General features: G+C 71.0%; 13 protein-coding genes. 4 read left to right on the top strand and 9 right to left on the bottom strand.

The window, feature by feature from the left end; all coding sequences use genetic code 11:
- Nucleotides 1-32: 32 nt before the first annotated feature.
- Genes pgl through tkt form a run of 5 tightly spaced genes read right to left on the bottom strand, consistent with a single transcriptional unit; the run spans nt 33 to nt 6,679 of the window.
- The gene (gene pgl, locus OHB00_RS13325) at nt 33-815 is read right to left on the bottom strand and encodes a 6-phosphogluconolactonase (RefSeq protein ID WP_406434525.1); all 783 of its coding nucleotides are present in this window, start codon (nt 813-815) and stop codon (nt 33-35) included.
- The gene (opcA, locus tag OHB00_RS13320; protein ID WP_406434523.1) at nt 812-1,915 is read right to left on the bottom strand and encodes a glucose-6-phosphate dehydrogenase assembly protein OpcA; all 1,104 of its coding nucleotides are present in this window, start codon (nt 1,913-1,915) and stop codon (nt 812-814) included. The genes pgl and opcA overlap by 4 nt, the downstream gene beginning before the upstream one ends.
- On the bottom strand, nt 1,912-3,435 hold the full coding sequence (gene zwf, locus OHB00_RS13315) for a glucose-6-phosphate dehydrogenase (protein WP_406434521.1): 1,524 nt from the start codon (nt 3,433-3,435) through the stop codon (nt 1,912-1,914). Before zwf ends, opcA begins: the two co-directional genes overlap by 4 nt.
- A 4-nt stretch (nt 3,436-3,439) precedes the next feature.
- A complete protein-coding gene (gene tal, locus OHB00_RS13310; protein ID WP_406434519.1) occupies nt 3,440-4,558 on the bottom strand; it encodes a transaldolase in 1,119 nt (372 codons plus the stop codon).
- A gap of 33 nt (nt 4,559-4,591) precedes the next feature.
- Entirely contained in the window at nt 4,592-6,679 is a 2,088-nt protein-coding gene (tkt, locus tag OHB00_RS13305) for a transketolase (protein ID WP_406434517.1), read from the bottom strand.
- Between the two features lie 378 nt (nt 6,680-7,057).
- Between tkt and OHB00_RS13300 the strand changes: the two genes are divergently transcribed.
- From OHB00_RS13300 to OHB00_RS13285, 4 genes are all read left to right on the top strand, one after another.
- Entirely contained in the window at nt 7,058-8,011 is a 954-nt protein-coding gene (locus OHB00_RS13300; protein WP_406434515.1) for a heme o synthase, read from the top strand.
- A gap of 55 nt (nt 8,012-8,066) precedes the next feature.
- Nucleotides 8,067-8,402 carry a hypothetical protein gene (locus tag OHB00_RS13295; RefSeq protein ID WP_406434513.1) on the top strand — a complete coding sequence of 112 codons (336 nt, stop codon included), beginning with the start codon at nt 8,067-8,069 and terminating at the stop codon, nt 8,400-8,402.
- 96 nt (nt 8,403-8,498) lie between these two features.
- Nucleotides 8,499-9,605 carry an amidohydrolase family protein gene (locus OHB00_RS13290; protein ID WP_406434511.1) on the top strand — a complete coding sequence of 369 codons (1,107 nt, stop codon included), beginning with the start codon at nt 8,499-8,501 and terminating at the stop codon, nt 9,603-9,605.
- A gap of 18 nt (nt 9,606-9,623) precedes the next feature.
- Nucleotides 9,624-9,983, top strand: coding sequence for a hypothetical protein (locus tag OHB00_RS13285; RefSeq protein WP_406434509.1), 360 nt, complete (start codon nt 9,624-9,626; stop codon nt 9,981-9,983).
- Here OHB00_RS13285 and OHB00_RS13280 read toward each other — a convergent pair.
- From OHB00_RS13280 to OHB00_RS13265, 4 genes are all read right to left on the bottom strand, one after another.
- Nucleotides 9,938-10,957, bottom strand: coding sequence for a COX15/CtaA family protein (locus OHB00_RS13280; protein ID WP_406434507.1), 1,020 nt, complete (start codon nt 10,955-10,957; stop codon nt 9,938-9,940). The two genes, OHB00_RS13285 and OHB00_RS13280, sit on opposite strands and share 46 nt — an antisense overlap.
- A 100-nt stretch (nt 10,958-11,057) precedes the next feature.
- On the bottom strand, nt 11,058-11,846 hold the full coding sequence (locus OHB00_RS13275) for an ABC transporter permease (RefSeq protein WP_406434505.1): 789 nt from the start codon (nt 11,844-11,846) through the stop codon (nt 11,058-11,060).
- Nucleotides 11,843-12,766 carry an ABC transporter ATP-binding protein gene (locus OHB00_RS13270; protein WP_406434503.1) on the bottom strand — a complete coding sequence of 308 codons (924 nt, stop codon included), beginning with the start codon at nt 12,764-12,766 and terminating at the stop codon, nt 11,843-11,845. The genes OHB00_RS13275 and OHB00_RS13270 overlap by 4 nt, the downstream gene beginning before the upstream one ends.
- 46 nt (nt 12,767-12,812) lie before the next feature.
- Nucleotides 12,813-13,616: an aminoglycoside N(3)-acetyltransferase gene (locus tag OHB00_RS13265; RefSeq protein WP_406434501.1), complete on the bottom strand. Its 804-nt coding sequence runs from the start codon at nt 13,614-13,616 to the stop codon at nt 12,813-12,815.
- Nucleotides 13,617-13,665 lie beyond the last annotated feature (49 nt).

Below are 13,665 nucleotides of genomic sequence, written 5' to 3'. Positions count from 1 at the left end.
CCCAGGCCGTACGGGTTCTCTCCGGTACTTCGTCAGGGCGAAGCCGGCGGATACAGCGACCGTGGCAGTTGGGAGGCCGCTGCCGTGTCGAGGAGCCACAGGGTGCGTTGGCGGCCCTGGGCGCCTGCTGCCGGAGCCTGGATCTCGCCCGCGCCCGAGAGGGCGATGGCGACGGCCTCGGCCTTGTCCGCGCCCGCCGCCAGGAGCCAGACCTCGCGGGCCGAGCGGATGGCGGGGAGGGTGAGGGAGACGCGGGTCGGCGGAGGCTTCGGGGCGCCGTGGACGCCGACCACCGTGCGTTCCGTCTCGCGGACCGCGGGGAGCTCCGGGAAGAGCGAGGCCACGTGGGTGTCCGGGCCGACGCCCAGCATCAGGACGTCGAAGGTGGGCACCGAGCCGTGGTTCTCGGGTCCGGCCGCGCGGGCCAGCTCCGCCGCGTAGGCCTCGGCCGCCGCGTCCACGTCCGTGCCCCAGGGGCCGTCCGACGCGGGCATGGCGTGCACGCGCTTCGAGTCGACCGGGACCTGGCCGAGCAGGGCGTCTCGGGCCTGGGTGACGTTGCGCTCCGGATCGCCCTCGGGCAGGAAGCGTTCGTCGCCCCACCACAGGTCGAGCCGGCTCCAGTCGATGGCGTCCCGGGCCGGGGCCGCCGCCAGGGCCGCCAGCAGGCCGTTGCCGTTGCGGCCGCCGGTGAGGACCACGGACGCCTCGCCCCGGGAGGCCTGGGCGTCCACGATCTTCGTGATCAGGCGGGCCGCGGCGGCCTGCGCCATCAGCTCCTTGTCGTGGTGCACGACCAGCTGGGGGGTGCTCATGTCGTCTTCGCCCTCTTCTTCAGCGGCGCCCGTTCCTGCGGCGCCGCTTCTGTCGTGGGAGCCTCGGCAGCGGCTTCGGGGGCTGCTGCGTGGGTGACCGGTTCTCCTTTGGGTGACGGGTCCGTCGTAGCGGCGGCGGCCGGTGCGGGAGCAGGAGTCGGCGCCGGCGCCGACGAGGCGTTCAGGCGGTCCACGCCGAAGCGCAGCGCCGACGCGTAGGTGTCGTCCGGGTCGAGCCGGCGCAGCTCCTCCGCGATCAGCTCGGCTGTGTCGCGCCGCTTCAGCGCCACCGCACGGTCCGGCTGGCCGTCGATGGACAGGGTGGCGAGGGAGCCGTCCGCGCGGTCGAGCGCGATCGCGCCCTCGCTGGTGGCGAGCCGTACCGCGGTCAGACCGGGGCCGGCCGACAGGGAGCGCTTGACGGGGACGTCCAGCCGGTCCGCGAGCCACATCGCCAGCAGCTCGCAGCTCGGGTTGAACTCCTCGCCCTCCACCTCGACCGCCTTGACCTCGCAGACCACCTGGTCCAGGGCCGCCGCCAGCATCGAGCGCCAGGGCGTGATCCGGGTCCAGGACAGGTCCGTGTCGCCGGGGGTGTAGGCGTCCGCGCGGGCGGACAGCTCCCGGACCGGCTGCTCGGAGGAGTAGGTGTCGGTGACCCGGCGCTGGGCGAGGGCGCCGAGGGGGTCCTTCGCCGGGTCGAGCGGCGCGTTCACCGGCCACCAGGCGACGACCGGCGCGTCCGGCAGCAGCAGCGGCAGCACGACGGAGTCGGCGTGGTCGGCGACCTCGCCGTACAGCCGCAGCACCACCGTCTCGCCGGAGCCCGCGTCGGCGCCCACCCGGACCTCGGCGTCCAGGCGGGAGGCCGTACGGTCGCGGGGGGAGCGGGAGACGCGCTTGATGACGACCAGGGTGCGCGAGGGGTGCTCGTGCGAGGCGTCGCCGGCGGCCTTGAGGGCGTCGTACGCGTTCTCCTCGTCGGTGACGACGACGAGGGTCAGCACCATGCCCACGGCGGGCGTGCCGATGGCCCGGCGGCCCTGCACCAGCGCCTTGTTGACCTTGCCGGCCGTGGTGTCCGTGAGGTCTATCTTCATGGCCGGCGCCAGCTCCGTCCGTCTCGTGCCAGCATCTCGTCGGCCTCGGCCGGACCCCAGGTGCCGGACTTGTACTGCGCGGGCCTGCCGTGCTTGTCCCAGTACTCCTCGATCGGGTCGAGGATCTTCCAGGACAGCTCGACCTCCTCCGTGCGCGGGAAGAGGTTGGCGTCGCCGAGCAGCACGTCCAGGATCAGCCGCTCGTACGCCTCGGGGGAGGACTCGGTGAAGGACTCGCCGTACGCGAAGTCCATCGACACGTCCCGGATCTCCATCGAGGTGCCCGGCACCTTGGAGCCGAAGCGGACGGTGACGCCCTCGTCGGGCTGGACGCGGATGACGATCGCGTTCTGGCCCAGTTCCTCGGTGGCCGTCGAGTCGAAGGGGGAGTGCGGGGCCCGCTGGAAGACCACCGCGATCTCGGTGACCCGGCGGCCGAGCCGCTTGCCGGTGCGCAGGTAGAAGGGGACGCCCGCCCAGCGGCGGTTGTCGACCTCCAGCTTCACGGCCGCGTACGTGTCGGTCTTCGACTTGCCGTCGATGCCGTCCTCTTCGAGGTAGCCGATGACCTTCTCGCCGCCCTGCCAGCCGGCCGCGTACTGGCCGCGCACGGTCGACTTGCCCAGGTCCTTCGGCAGCCGTACCGCGCCGAGCACCTTCTCCTTCTCCGCCGCGAGCGCGTCCGCGTCGAAGGAGGCCGGCTCCTCCATGGCGGTCAGCGCCATCAGCTGGAGCAGGTGGTTCTGGATGACGTCACGGGCCGAGCCGATGCCGTCGTAGTAGCCGGCGCGGCCGCCGATGCCGATGTCCTCCGCCATGGTGATCTGCACGTGGTCCACGAAGGACCGGTTCCAGATCGGCTCGTACATGGTGTTGGCGAAGCGCAGCGCCAGGATGTTCTGGACGGTCTCCTTGCCGAGGTAGTGGTCGATCCGGAACACCTGGTCCGGTTCGAACACCTCGTGCACGACCTTGTTGAGCTCCTCGGCCGACTTCAGGTCGTGGCCGAAGGGCTTCTCGATGACCGCGCGCCGCCAGGAGCCGCCGGACTGGTCGGCCAGGCCGTGCTTCTTCAGCTGCTGGATGACCACCGGGAAGGAGCGCGGCGGTACGGAGAGGTAGAAGGCGAAGTTGCCGCCCGTGCCCTGCGCCTTGTCCAGCTCCTCGATGGTGGAGCGCAGGCGCTCGAACGCGTCGTCGTCGTCGAAGGTGCCCTGGACGAAGCGCATCCCCTGGATGAGCTGCTGCCAGACCTCCTCGCGGAACGGCGTGCGGGCGTGTTCCTTGACGGCGTCGTGGACCTCGGCGGCGAAGTCCTCGTTGGCCCACTCGCGGCGGGCGAAGCCGACCAGGGAGAAGCCCGGCGGCAGCAGACCCCGGTTGGCGAGGTCGTAGACGGCGGGCATGAGCTTCTTACGGGAGAGGTCGCCCGTGACGCCGAAGATGACCAGACCCGACGGCCCCGCGATACGCGGGAGCCGTCGGTCTGCGGGGTCACGCAGCGGGTTGCTGCTTGACAAGTGATCAGCCCTCCGAAGGGGCCAGGCGCTCCAGCTCCGCCTGGGTCGACTTGAGCAGGTCGTTCCAGGACGCCTCGAACTTCTCGACGCCCTCGTCCTCCAGTACCTTGACCACGTCGTCGTACGAGATCCCGAGCGCCTCGACGGCGTCGAGGTCGGCGCGGGCCTGCTCGTACGTGCCGGTGACGGCGTCGCCGGCGATGTCGCCGTGGTCCTCGACCGCGAGGAGGGTGGCCTCCGGCATGGTGTTCACCGTGTTCGGCGCCACCAGGTCGACGACGTACAGGGTGTCCTTGTACGCCGGGTCCTTCACGCCGGTGGAGGCCCACAGCGGACGCTGCTTGCGGGCGCCCGCGTTCTCCAGCGCCTGCCAGCGGTCGGAGGAGAAGACCTCCTCGTACGCCTGGTAGGCGAGCCGGGCGTTGGCGACGGCGGACTTGCCGCGCAGCGCCTTGGCCTCGTCGGTGCCCAGGTCGTTCAGGCGCTTGTCGATCTCGGTGTCCACGCGGGACACGAAGAAGGACGCCACCGAACGGATGAGCGACAGGTCGAGGCCGCGCTCCTTGGCCTTCTCCAGGCCGGTCAGGTAGGCGTCCATGACCTTGCGGTAACGCTCCAGCGAGAAGATCAGCGTGACGTTGACGCTGATGCCGAGGCCGATGACCTCGGCGATCGCCGGCAGACCCGCCTCGGTGGCCGGGATCTTGATGAGCGTGTTGGGGCGGTCCACCAGCCAGGCCAGCTGCCTGGCCTCGGCGACGGTCGCCTTGGTGTTGTGCGCCAGGCGCGGGTCGACCTCGATCGACACACGGCCGTCCTGGCCGTCGGTCGCGTCGAAGACCGGGCGCAGGATGTCGGCGGCGTCGCGGACGTCCGCCGTGGTGATCATGCGGATGGCCTCTTCGACGGTCACCTTGCGGGCGGCGAGGTCGGAAACCTGCTGGTCGTAGCCGTCGCCCTGCGAGATCGCCTTCTGGAAGATCGTCGGGTTGGTGGTGACGCCCACGACGTGCTGCTGGTCGATCAGCTCGGCGAGGTTGCCGGACGTGATCCGCTTGCGCGACAGGTCGTCCAGCCAGATCGCGACGCCTTCCTCGGAGAGGCGCTTGAGTGCGTCTGTCATGGAATTACATCTCCTACGTGTCGTATATGAGCGTCAGCGCTGGGCGGCGGCGATGGATTCCCTGGCCTTGGCGGCCACGTTCTCGGCAGTGAAGCCGAACTCCTGGAAGAGCACCTTGCCGTCGGCGGAAGCACCGAAGTGCTCCAGGGAAACGATGCGGCCGGCGTCCCCGACGTACTTGTGCCACGTGAGGCCGATACCCGCCTCGACCGACACCCGTGCCCGGACGGACGGCGGCAGGACGCTGTCCCGGTACCCCTGGTCCTGCTCCTCGAACCACTCCACGCACGGCATGGACACGACCCGCGTCGGCACGCCGTCGGCCTCCAGCCGCTCGCGCGCCTCGACGGCCACGTGCACCTCGGAACCGGTCGCGACGAGGATGACCTCGGGGGCCTGGTTCGACGCCTCGAAGAGGACGTAACCGCCCTTGACCGCGTCCTCGTTCGGCTCGTACACCGGCACGCCCTGACGGGTCAGCGCCAGACCGTGCGGGGCGCCCTTGCCGAAGACCTTCGTGTAGCGCTTGAGGATCTCGCGCCAGGCGGTCGCGGTCTCGTTGGCGTCGGCCGGGCGGACCACGTTCAGGCCCGGGATGGCGCGCAGCGAGGCGAGGTGCTCGACCGGCTGGTGGGTCGGGCCGTCCTCGCCGAGGCCGATGGAGTCGTGGGTCCACACGTACGTCACCGGCAGGTGCATCAGCGCCGACAGCCGCACGGCGTTGCGCATGTAGTCGGAGAAGACGAGGAACGTACCGCCGTAGACACGGGTGTTGCCGTGCAGGGTGATGCCGTTCATCTCCGCGGCCATGGAGTGCTCACGGATACCGAAGTGGATGGTGCGGCCGTAGGGGTTCGCGCCCGGCAGCGGGTTGTCCGCCGGCAGGAACGAGCTGTCCTTGTCGATGGTCGTGTTGTTCGACCCCGCCAGGTCCGCGGAACCGCCCCACAGCTCGGGGATGACCGCGCCGAGGGCCTGGAGCACCTTGCCGGAGGCCGCGCGGGTCGCGACGCCCTTGCCGGGCTCGAAGACCGGGATCTTCTCCTCCCAGCCCTTGGGCAGCTCGCCCGCGGCGATCCGGTCGAAGTCGGCGGCCCGCTCGGCGTTGTTGTCCCGCCACAGCTGGAACGACTTCTCCCACTCGGCCTTCGCGGCCGCGCCGCGCTCGCCGGCCTGCCGGGTGTGGGCGATGACCTCCTCGGCGACGTCGAAGCTCTTCTCCGGGTCGAAGCCGAGGACGCGCTTGGTGGCCGCGACCTCGTCCGCGCCGAGCGCCGAGCCGTGCGCGGCCTCGGTGTTCTGCGCGTTCGGGGCGGGCCAGGCGATGATCGAGCGCATCGCGATGAAGGACGGCTTGTCCGTCACCTTCTTCGCGGCCTCGATCGCGTTGTAGAGGGCGTGCGGGTCCAGGTCGCCGTCCGGCTTCGGGGCGATGCGCTGCACGTGCCAGCCGTACGCCTCGTACCGCTTGACGGTGTCCTCGGAGACGGCCGTCTCGGTGTCGCCCTCGATCGAGATGTGGTTGTCGTCCCACAGCAGGACGAGGTTGCCGAGCTTCTGGTGGCCGGCCATCGAGGACGCCTCGGCGGAGATGCCCTCCTGGAGGCAGCCGTCACCGGCGATGCAGTAGACGTAGTGGTCGAACGGCGACTCGCCCTGCGGCGCGTCCGGGTCGAACAGACCGCGCTCGTAGCGGGCGGCCATGGCCATGCCCACGGCGTTGGCGACACCCTGGCCCAGCGGGCCGGTGGTGGTCTCGACGCCCTTGGTGTGGCCGTACTCCGGGTGACCGGGGGTCTTCGAGCCCCAGGTGCGGAAGGCTTCGAGGTCTTCCAGCTCCAGACCGAAACCGGCCAGGTAGAGCTGCGTGTAGAGGGTCAGCGACGAGTGACCGGCGGACAGCACGAAGCGGTCGCGGCCCACCCAGTCGGGGTCGGACGGGTCGTGCCGCATCACCTTCTGGAAGAGGGTGTACGCGGCCGGCGCCAGGCTCATCGCCGTACCCGGATGGCCGTTGCCGACCTTCTGTACGGCGTCGGCGGCCAGGACGCGGGCGGTGTCGACGGCCCGCTGGTCCAACTCGGTCCAGTCGAGGTCTGTGGTGGTCGGCTTGGTGCTCACCCTGAGTCAGGGCTCCTCTCCACATGTTCGGTTACCGGTCCACGGGCACACGCCCACACCGGCTGCCGGTGCACTGGGTGCCCACCGGCCGCTGTCGAGCCTACCCCCGTAAGGACGTGCGTTTTTTCGAGAGTTTCCAGACTGCCGGGACTCTCGGGGATCCGCCTCCCGACTGGCCGGGAAGGCATTCGGCACATGAATACGGAGCCGCTCATCTGACTGCTCAATCGAGCCGCCTCCCCCCTCTCCCGAGCCGCCCCTCAACACGACCCCACCCCCGCGAAGGTCGAGGTATGGGCAACGTCTAAAGTGGCGTGGTACGCGCGAGCCTTTACCGTGAGTTCACACGGCGGGGCTCGCTGGGAGTCTCTGTCAGGGGTGTGCGTGACGGCCGTCGAATCCCGTCCAGCGGGGGTACTCGGTGCGAGCGAGAGCCCGAGCCACCGGCCGTTCGGGGCCCGTGTCAAAGCTTTCGTGGCGCTGACCAAGCCGCGGATCATCGAGCTGCTGCTCATCACCACCGTTCCGGTGATGTTCCTGGCGCAGCAGGGCGTGCCCGACCTGACGCTGGTGCTGCTCACCTGTGTCGGCGGTTACCTCTCGGCGGGCGGCGCCAACGCGCTGAACATGTACATCGACCGGGACATCGACGCGCTGATGGACCGCACCTCACAGCGGCCACTGGTGACCGGCATGGTCAGCCCGCGCGAGTGCCTCGCCTTCGGCGTCGGCCTCGCGGTCGTCTCCACCCTGCTGTTCGGTCTCACCGTCAACTGGCTGAGCGCCTGGCTGTCACTCGGAGCGCTGCTCTTCTACGTCGTCGTCTACACGATGATCCTCAAACGCCGTACCTCGCAGAACATCGTGTGGGGCGGCATCGCCGGCTGCATGCCGGTACTGATCGGCTGGTCGGCCGTTACGGACTCCATGTCGTGGGCGCCGATCATCCTGTTCCTCGTCATGTTCTTCTGGACGCCGCCGCACTACTGGCCGCTCTCCATGAAGGTGAAGGACGACTACGCGCGCGTGGGCGTGCCGATGCTGCCGGTCATCGCCTCCAACAAGGTGGTCGCCAAGCAGATCGTCATCTACAGCTGGGTGATGGTCGCCGTCTCCCTGCTCCTGACCCCGCTCGGCTACACCGGCTGGTTCTACACGCTGGTCGCCCTGGTGGCGGGCGGCTGGTGGCTGTGGGAGGCGCACGCGTTGCAGCACCGCGCCAAGGCGGATGTGACGGGCGGGAAGCTCAAGGAGATGCGGCTGTTCCACTGGTCCATCACCTACGTCTCGCTGCTGTTCGTGGCCGTCGCCGTGGACCCCTTCCTGAGGTAGGGGTCACTCACCCCGGCCGTCGCCATTCGATCTACTCGTCGGTAGCATCCTGTCCATGGCAGACACGCAGCAGGTTGACACGCAGAAGGCTGACCAGAAGGCCGAGCGCACGGTGGCGCGCCTCGCCAAGCAGATCGGCTCCTTCGCCAAGGCCCACGGCGGCGCCGAGGGTCAGGTCGCCTACATCGGCGAACGCGGCGCCCGCATCGTCCTCGTCGGCGAGGACGGCGGCTGGGGCGACCTGGTGGCCCCGACGTACGACATCGCCGAGCAGGCGGTCGCCAAGTCCGGCATCACGGTCCACGAGTCCTTCGACGGCGAGTTCGCGGCGAAGGTGCAGACCGGACCGTACGAGTGGAAGCGGATGGCCGGCATTCAGATCGGCGGCTGAACAACGCGCCCCGAAGGGGCGCGGAGCTGAACCGCGACCTCAGTCCTGGTTCACCCGTTAAGACGGTTGAGCAACCGTCCACCTCGGGGAGCCAGGATGATCGAAACGCCGTCCCTGGTGGACCAGTACTGCCATGGCGTCCTCCGTACGGAGCTCGGCCTCGGCACCTTCGAGGCCCAGCTCGCCCGTACCGAAGGCCCCCCGGCCCCCGGCACCACCCTCTTCGACACCCAGACCGGTTTCGCGGTACGACGCTGGTGCCCGCCGCTCCTCGGCCTGGAACCCCACTGCCGGCCCGCCCGCTACCTCGCCCGGCGCCGCGAACTCGGCGTCCTTGAGGCCGGCCGCCGGCTCCTGCGAGGCAGCGGCATCACCACCTACCTCGTCGACACCGGTCTCCCCGGCGACCTCACCGGCCCCACCGAGATGGCCTCCACCGGCGACGCGGAGGCCCGTGAGATCGTCCGTCTGGAACTCCTCGCGGAGCAGGTCGCCGACACCTCCGGCACCGTCGAGTCCTTCCTCGCCAACCTCGCCGAGGCGGTGCACGGCGCGGCGGCGAACGCGGTCGCCTTCACCTCCGTCGCCGGTCTCCGGCACGGTCTGGCCCTGGCCCCCGAACCTCCCGGCCCCGGTGAGGTGAGAGGCGCGGCCGGCCGCTGGCTGGCGGGCCGCCGCGTCGGCGGCGAGCTGACCGACCCGGTCCTGCTGCGACACCTGCTCTGGATCGCCGTCGCCTCCGGCCTCCCCCTCCAGCTGCACGCGGGCCTCGGCGAGCCCGGTGCCCGGATCGACCGCACCGACCCGGTCCTGCTCACCGACTTCGTCCGCGCCACCGCGGGCCTCGGCACCGACCTGGTCCTCCTCCACGGCTACCCCTACCACCGGCACGCCGCCCACCTCGCCGGTGTCTTCCCGCACGTGTACGCCGACTCGGGCGCGGCCCTGGTCCGCACCGGCGCCCGCGCCGCGACGATCCTCGCCGAGATCCTGGAACTGGCCCCGTTCGGCAAGATCCTCTTCTCCAGCGGCGCCCATGGCCTGCCCGAGCTGCACGTGGTCGGCGCCCGTCTGTTCCGCGAGTCCCTCGCCCGGGTCCTCGGCGCCTGGGTCGCCGAGGGCGCCTGGTCCCTGGGCGACGCGCAGCGCGTGGCCAGGCTGATCGCGGCGGGGAACGCGAAACGGGTGTACGGGCTGGCGTGACCTGTCCAGACTGAGCGCATGGACACCGAGACGTTACTGGACCGCTTCGTCAGTGAACTGTCGGTACTGGACCCCGTGGCCGTCTGGGCGCACGGCTCGCTCGCCGAGGGCGACGACTACCAGGAGGGCCGCAGCGACCTGATCACCCTCGCCCGGGCGACCGTCACCGCCCGCGAGGGCCGCCTGATCTCCAAACGCGAGGCGCTGGACCTGCTGCCCGGTCTCGGCGCCCCCACCGAGGTCGTCGACGACATCCGAAGCCGCCGCTACGACGCCCACCCCGCCGCGCCCACCGAGGAGTGGACGGCGCGCCGGGCCCGGCTGACCCGGGACTACTTGGGCCCGGCGATCGACGCGCTCACGGCGTCGTACGACTGAGCGGGCACGTCGGCCGTGACCTCGGCGCGTTCCCGCAGGGACAGCAGGACGCGCAGCACCCCGATCCAGACCAGGCAGGAGCCGAACATGTGCAGGCCCACCAGGACCGTGGGCAGATGCGTGAAGTACTGGACGTACCCGATCACGCCCTGACCGAGCAGGATCAGGAACAGGTCGCGGACGCGGTCCCGTGGCCCCCGGGGCGCGTCGACCCCCTTGAGGAAGAACCACAGCGCGAAGGTCAGCGACACCACGATCCAGGCGAACACCGCGTGCAGCTCGGCGACGCCCGACCAGCTGACGTCGATGCGCTCGACATCGCCGGAGTCGCCCGGGTGCGGTCCCGCGCCGGTCACCACCGTGCCCGCGGCGATGAGCAGCAGCGTCACGGCCACCAGGGCCCACACCAGCTGCTGCACGGCCCTGCCGACCAGCGGACGCGGCTCCCCGTCGCCCTCGCGGGTGCGCTGCCACATCACGGCGGCGACCGTGATGAGAGCCGTCGCCAGCAGGAAGTGCGCGGCGACGGTGTACGGGTTGAGGCCGACGAGCACCACGATGCCGCCGAGGACCGCGTTGCTCATCACGATCCAGAACTGCGCCCACCCCAGCCGGGTCAGGCTGCGCCGGTACGGCTTCTGGGACCGGGCGGCGATGATCGCCCACCCGACCGCCGCGCACAGCACATAGGTCAGCATGCGGTTCGTGAACTCGATGGCGCTGTGGTAGCTCAGCGCGGTCGTCGGGGTGAGCGAGCCGTCGGTGCACTCGGGCCAGGTCGGGCAGCCGAGGCCGGAGCCGGTGAGCCGCACCGCACCGCCGGTGACCACGATGACCACCGACATGACGAGCGCGGCGAGAGCCGCCCGCCGGACGGTCCGCGGATCCGGCGTCCAGCGGTCGGCGATGAAGGCGAGCGGGTTGCGCAGCGCCGCTACGAGGTCGGTGGGGGTCAGCTTTGGCACGGGAACCATGGTAGGGGGCTGCTTGTGCATGCGTTCACGAGGGTGCCGCGTCCGGCGTCATCGACGGTTGTGGCCCGGCGACGGCTTCCGTTCCGCCACGGCCGGCCCGTCACTCCCAGCGGAAGAACCTCCCCGCCGCCCCCAGCGCCACCACCGCCCACACCGCGAGAATCCCCAGGTCGCCCCACGGCATGGCCGCCCCGTGCTGGAGCACGTCCCGCAGGCCGTCCGAGAGGGCGGAGATGGGGAGGAGGCCGAGTACCGACTGGGCGCCGCCGAACTTGTCCAGCGGGACGATGACCCCGCCGCCCACGAGCAGCAGCAGGAACACCAGGTTGGCGGCCGCCAGGGTCGCCTCCGCCTTGAGGGTGCCCGCCATCAGGAGGCCGAGACCGGAGAAGGCGGCCGTGCCGAGGACCAGGAGGAGCAGGACGGCGAGGGGGTTGCCGTGCGGGGACCAGCCGAGGGCGAAGGCGATCACCGTCAGGAGGATCACCTGGAGGATCTCGGTGACCAGGACCGACGCGGTCTTGGCCGTCATCAGGGCCCAGCGGGGCAGCGGGGAGGAGGCGAGGCGCTTCAGGACTCCGTAGCGGCGCTCGAAGCCGGTCGCGATGGCCTGGCCGGTGAAGGCCGTGGACATGACGGCGAGGGCGAGGACGCCCGGGGTCAGGAAGTCGACCGACTTGCCCGTGCCCGTGTCGACGATGTCCACCGAGCTGAAGAGCACGAGGATCAGCGTCGGGATCACCACCGTCAGGAGCAGCTGCTCGCCGTTGCGGAGCAGCATCCTCGTCTCCAGGGCCGCCTGCGCCGCGATCATGCGGGGGAGCGGGGCGGCCCCCGGCTTCGGGGTGTAGGTGCCGGTGCCGGTGTCCGTGCCGGTCGCGGTGGTCATGAGCGCAGCTCCTTGCCGGTCAGCTCCAGGAAGACGTCCTCCAGCGTGTGCCGTTCGACCGAGATGCGGTCGGGCATGACGCCGTGCTGGGCGCACCACGAGGTCACCGTCGCCAGCAGCTGCGGGTTCACCTTGCCGACGATCCGGTAGGAGCCCGGGGTCAGCTCGGCGGCCGTGGAGTCGGCCGGCAGCGCCTTGAGGAGCGAGCCGACGTCGAGGCCGGGGCGGCCGGAGAACCGCAGGGTGTTCTCGGCGCCGCCCTTGCACAGTTCCTCGGGTGAGCCCTGGGCGATGACCCGGCCGGCGTCGATGACGGCGACGTCGTCGGCGAGCTGCTCGGCCTCTTCCATGTAGTGGGTGGTGAGGATGACCGAGACGCCGTCGGCGCGCAGGTCCCGGACCAGGTCCCAGGTGGCGCGGCGGGCCTGGGGGTCGAGGCCGGCGGTCGGCTCGTCCAGGAAGACCAGTTCCGGACGTCCGACCACGGCCATGGCGAGGGCCAGGCGCTGCTGCTGGCCGCCGGAGAGACGGCGGTACGACGTCCGGCCGCAGCTGCCGAGGCCCAGCCGCTCCATCAGCGCGTCCACGTCCAGCGGATGCGCGTGCAGCTTCGCCACGTGCCGCAGCATCTCGTCGGCGCGGGCGCCCGAGTAGACGCCCCCGGACTGGAGCATCACGCCCACTCTGGGACGCAGCTCGGCGGACTGCCGTACCGGATCGAGGCCCAGGACACGCACCGTGCCGGAATCCGGCCTGCGGTACCCCTCGCAGGTCTCGATCGTGGTCGTCTTGCCCGCCCCGTTGGGGCCGAGTACGGCCGTCACGCCCGCCTCGGCGACCAGACCGAGACCGTTCACGGCGGTCTTGGTGCCGTACCGCTTCACCAGGTCCCGCACCTGGACCACCGGCTCACTTCGCATGGTGACAGAGTCTAAGGACGCCTCCCGTCACCCGGACGGCCGGGTGCTAGATCTCCTCCTCACGGGGTCGGTGCACGGCCAGCCACCGCTCGGCGTAGGCCACGGCCTCCGCCACCGGGAAGAGCCGGGCCTCGGCCGCGCCGACCGTGCCGCGGACGACGACCGGGCGGTCGCGTTCGAAGTCGTAGCCCAGTTCGTCGAAGCGGTCGGAGGTGATCGACACCTCGGTGACCTCCTCCCAGCCGCCGCCGGGCGCGGGGCGGCCGACCCGCACGCGCGGGGACGGGATCCGGTACTCGGCGAGGTGGAAGCTGGTGCAGGTGGCGTAACCGGTGCCGAGCATGAGCACGCGCGCGTGCAGCTTCTCCAGCCGGGCCAGCGGGCTCCGCTCGCCGAGCCGGCAGTCGGGGGCGTGGCCGTCGAGGAGTTCCGCCGCGCGCGGGCCGACGGCCGAGAAGGAGGTCTGCGGGTGGGCGCTGCGCACGGCACCCGGCCAGGTCCGCACGGTTTCCGGGATCACGCCGACCGCGCGGCTGGGCGTGGTCCGGGGGTCGTACGGCGGCATGGTCGCCCGGATCGTCGCCCACCACTCCTCGGGCACCGGCGGATTTCCCCACACCGCGGGGTCCGAGAGGTCACCGGTCTGGGTGGGGACCACCAGGGTGCCGTCGGGGCCGAGGGCGTCGAGGAGGGCCTGGACGACGGCCACGGCTCCGCCGTTCACCCACCCGAGGGAACTGAGCGAGGTGTGCGCGAGGAGGATCTCGCCGGTCTTGACGCCCAGCAGGCGAAGCTGCTTCGCGAGGGCGTCCCGCGTGACAAGAGGGCCGGTCGGAGGCGGTGTGGGCATGGTCCGGGAGTGTTCCTGAGGGGGCCGCCCGGCCGCCACCCCATTGGCC

This window comes from Streptomyces sp. NBC_00631, assembly GCF_045206895.1.
Lineage (GTDB): Bacteria > Actinomycetota > Actinomycetes > Streptomycetales > Streptomycetaceae > Streptomyces.
This window is presented reverse-complemented; position numbering and strand designations above follow the sequence as displayed.

Coding starts and splice junctions, on each gene's coding strand:
- pgl (WP_406434525.1), bottom strand. CDS start 815: ATGAGCACCCCCCAGCTGGTCGTGCACCACGACAAGGAGCTGATGGCG.
- opcA (WP_406434523.1), bottom strand. CDS start 1,915: ATGAAGATAGACCTCACGGACACCACGGCCGGCAAGGTCAACAAGGCG.
- tal (WP_406434519.1), bottom strand. CDS start 4,558: ATGACAGACGCACTCAAGCGCCTCTCCGAGGAAGGCGTCGCGATCTGG.
- OHB00_RS13295 (WP_406434513.1), top strand. CDS start 8,067: ATGGCAGACACGCAGCAGGTTGACACGCAGAAGGCTGACCAGAAGGCC.
- OHB00_RS13290 (WP_406434511.1), top strand. CDS start 8,499: ATGATCGAAACGCCGTCCCTGGTGGACCAGTACTGCCATGGCGTCCTC.
- OHB00_RS13285 (WP_406434509.1), top strand. CDS start 9,624: ATGGACACCGAGACGTTACTGGACCGCTTCGTCAGTGAACTGTCGGTA.
- OHB00_RS13280 (WP_406434507.1), bottom strand. CDS start 10,957: ATGGTTCCCGTGCCAAAGCTGACCCCCACCGACCTCGTAGCGGCGCTG.
- OHB00_RS13275 (WP_406434505.1), bottom strand. CDS start 11,846: ATGACCACCGCGACCGGCACGGACACCGGCACCGGCACCTACACCCCG.
- OHB00_RS13270 (WP_406434503.1), bottom strand. CDS start 12,766: ATGCGAAGTGAGCCGGTGGTCCAGGTGCGGGACCTGGTGAAGCGGTAC.
- OHB00_RS13265 (WP_406434501.1), bottom strand. CDS start 13,616: ATGCCCACACCGCCTCCGACCGGCCCTCTTGTCACGCGGGACGCCCTC.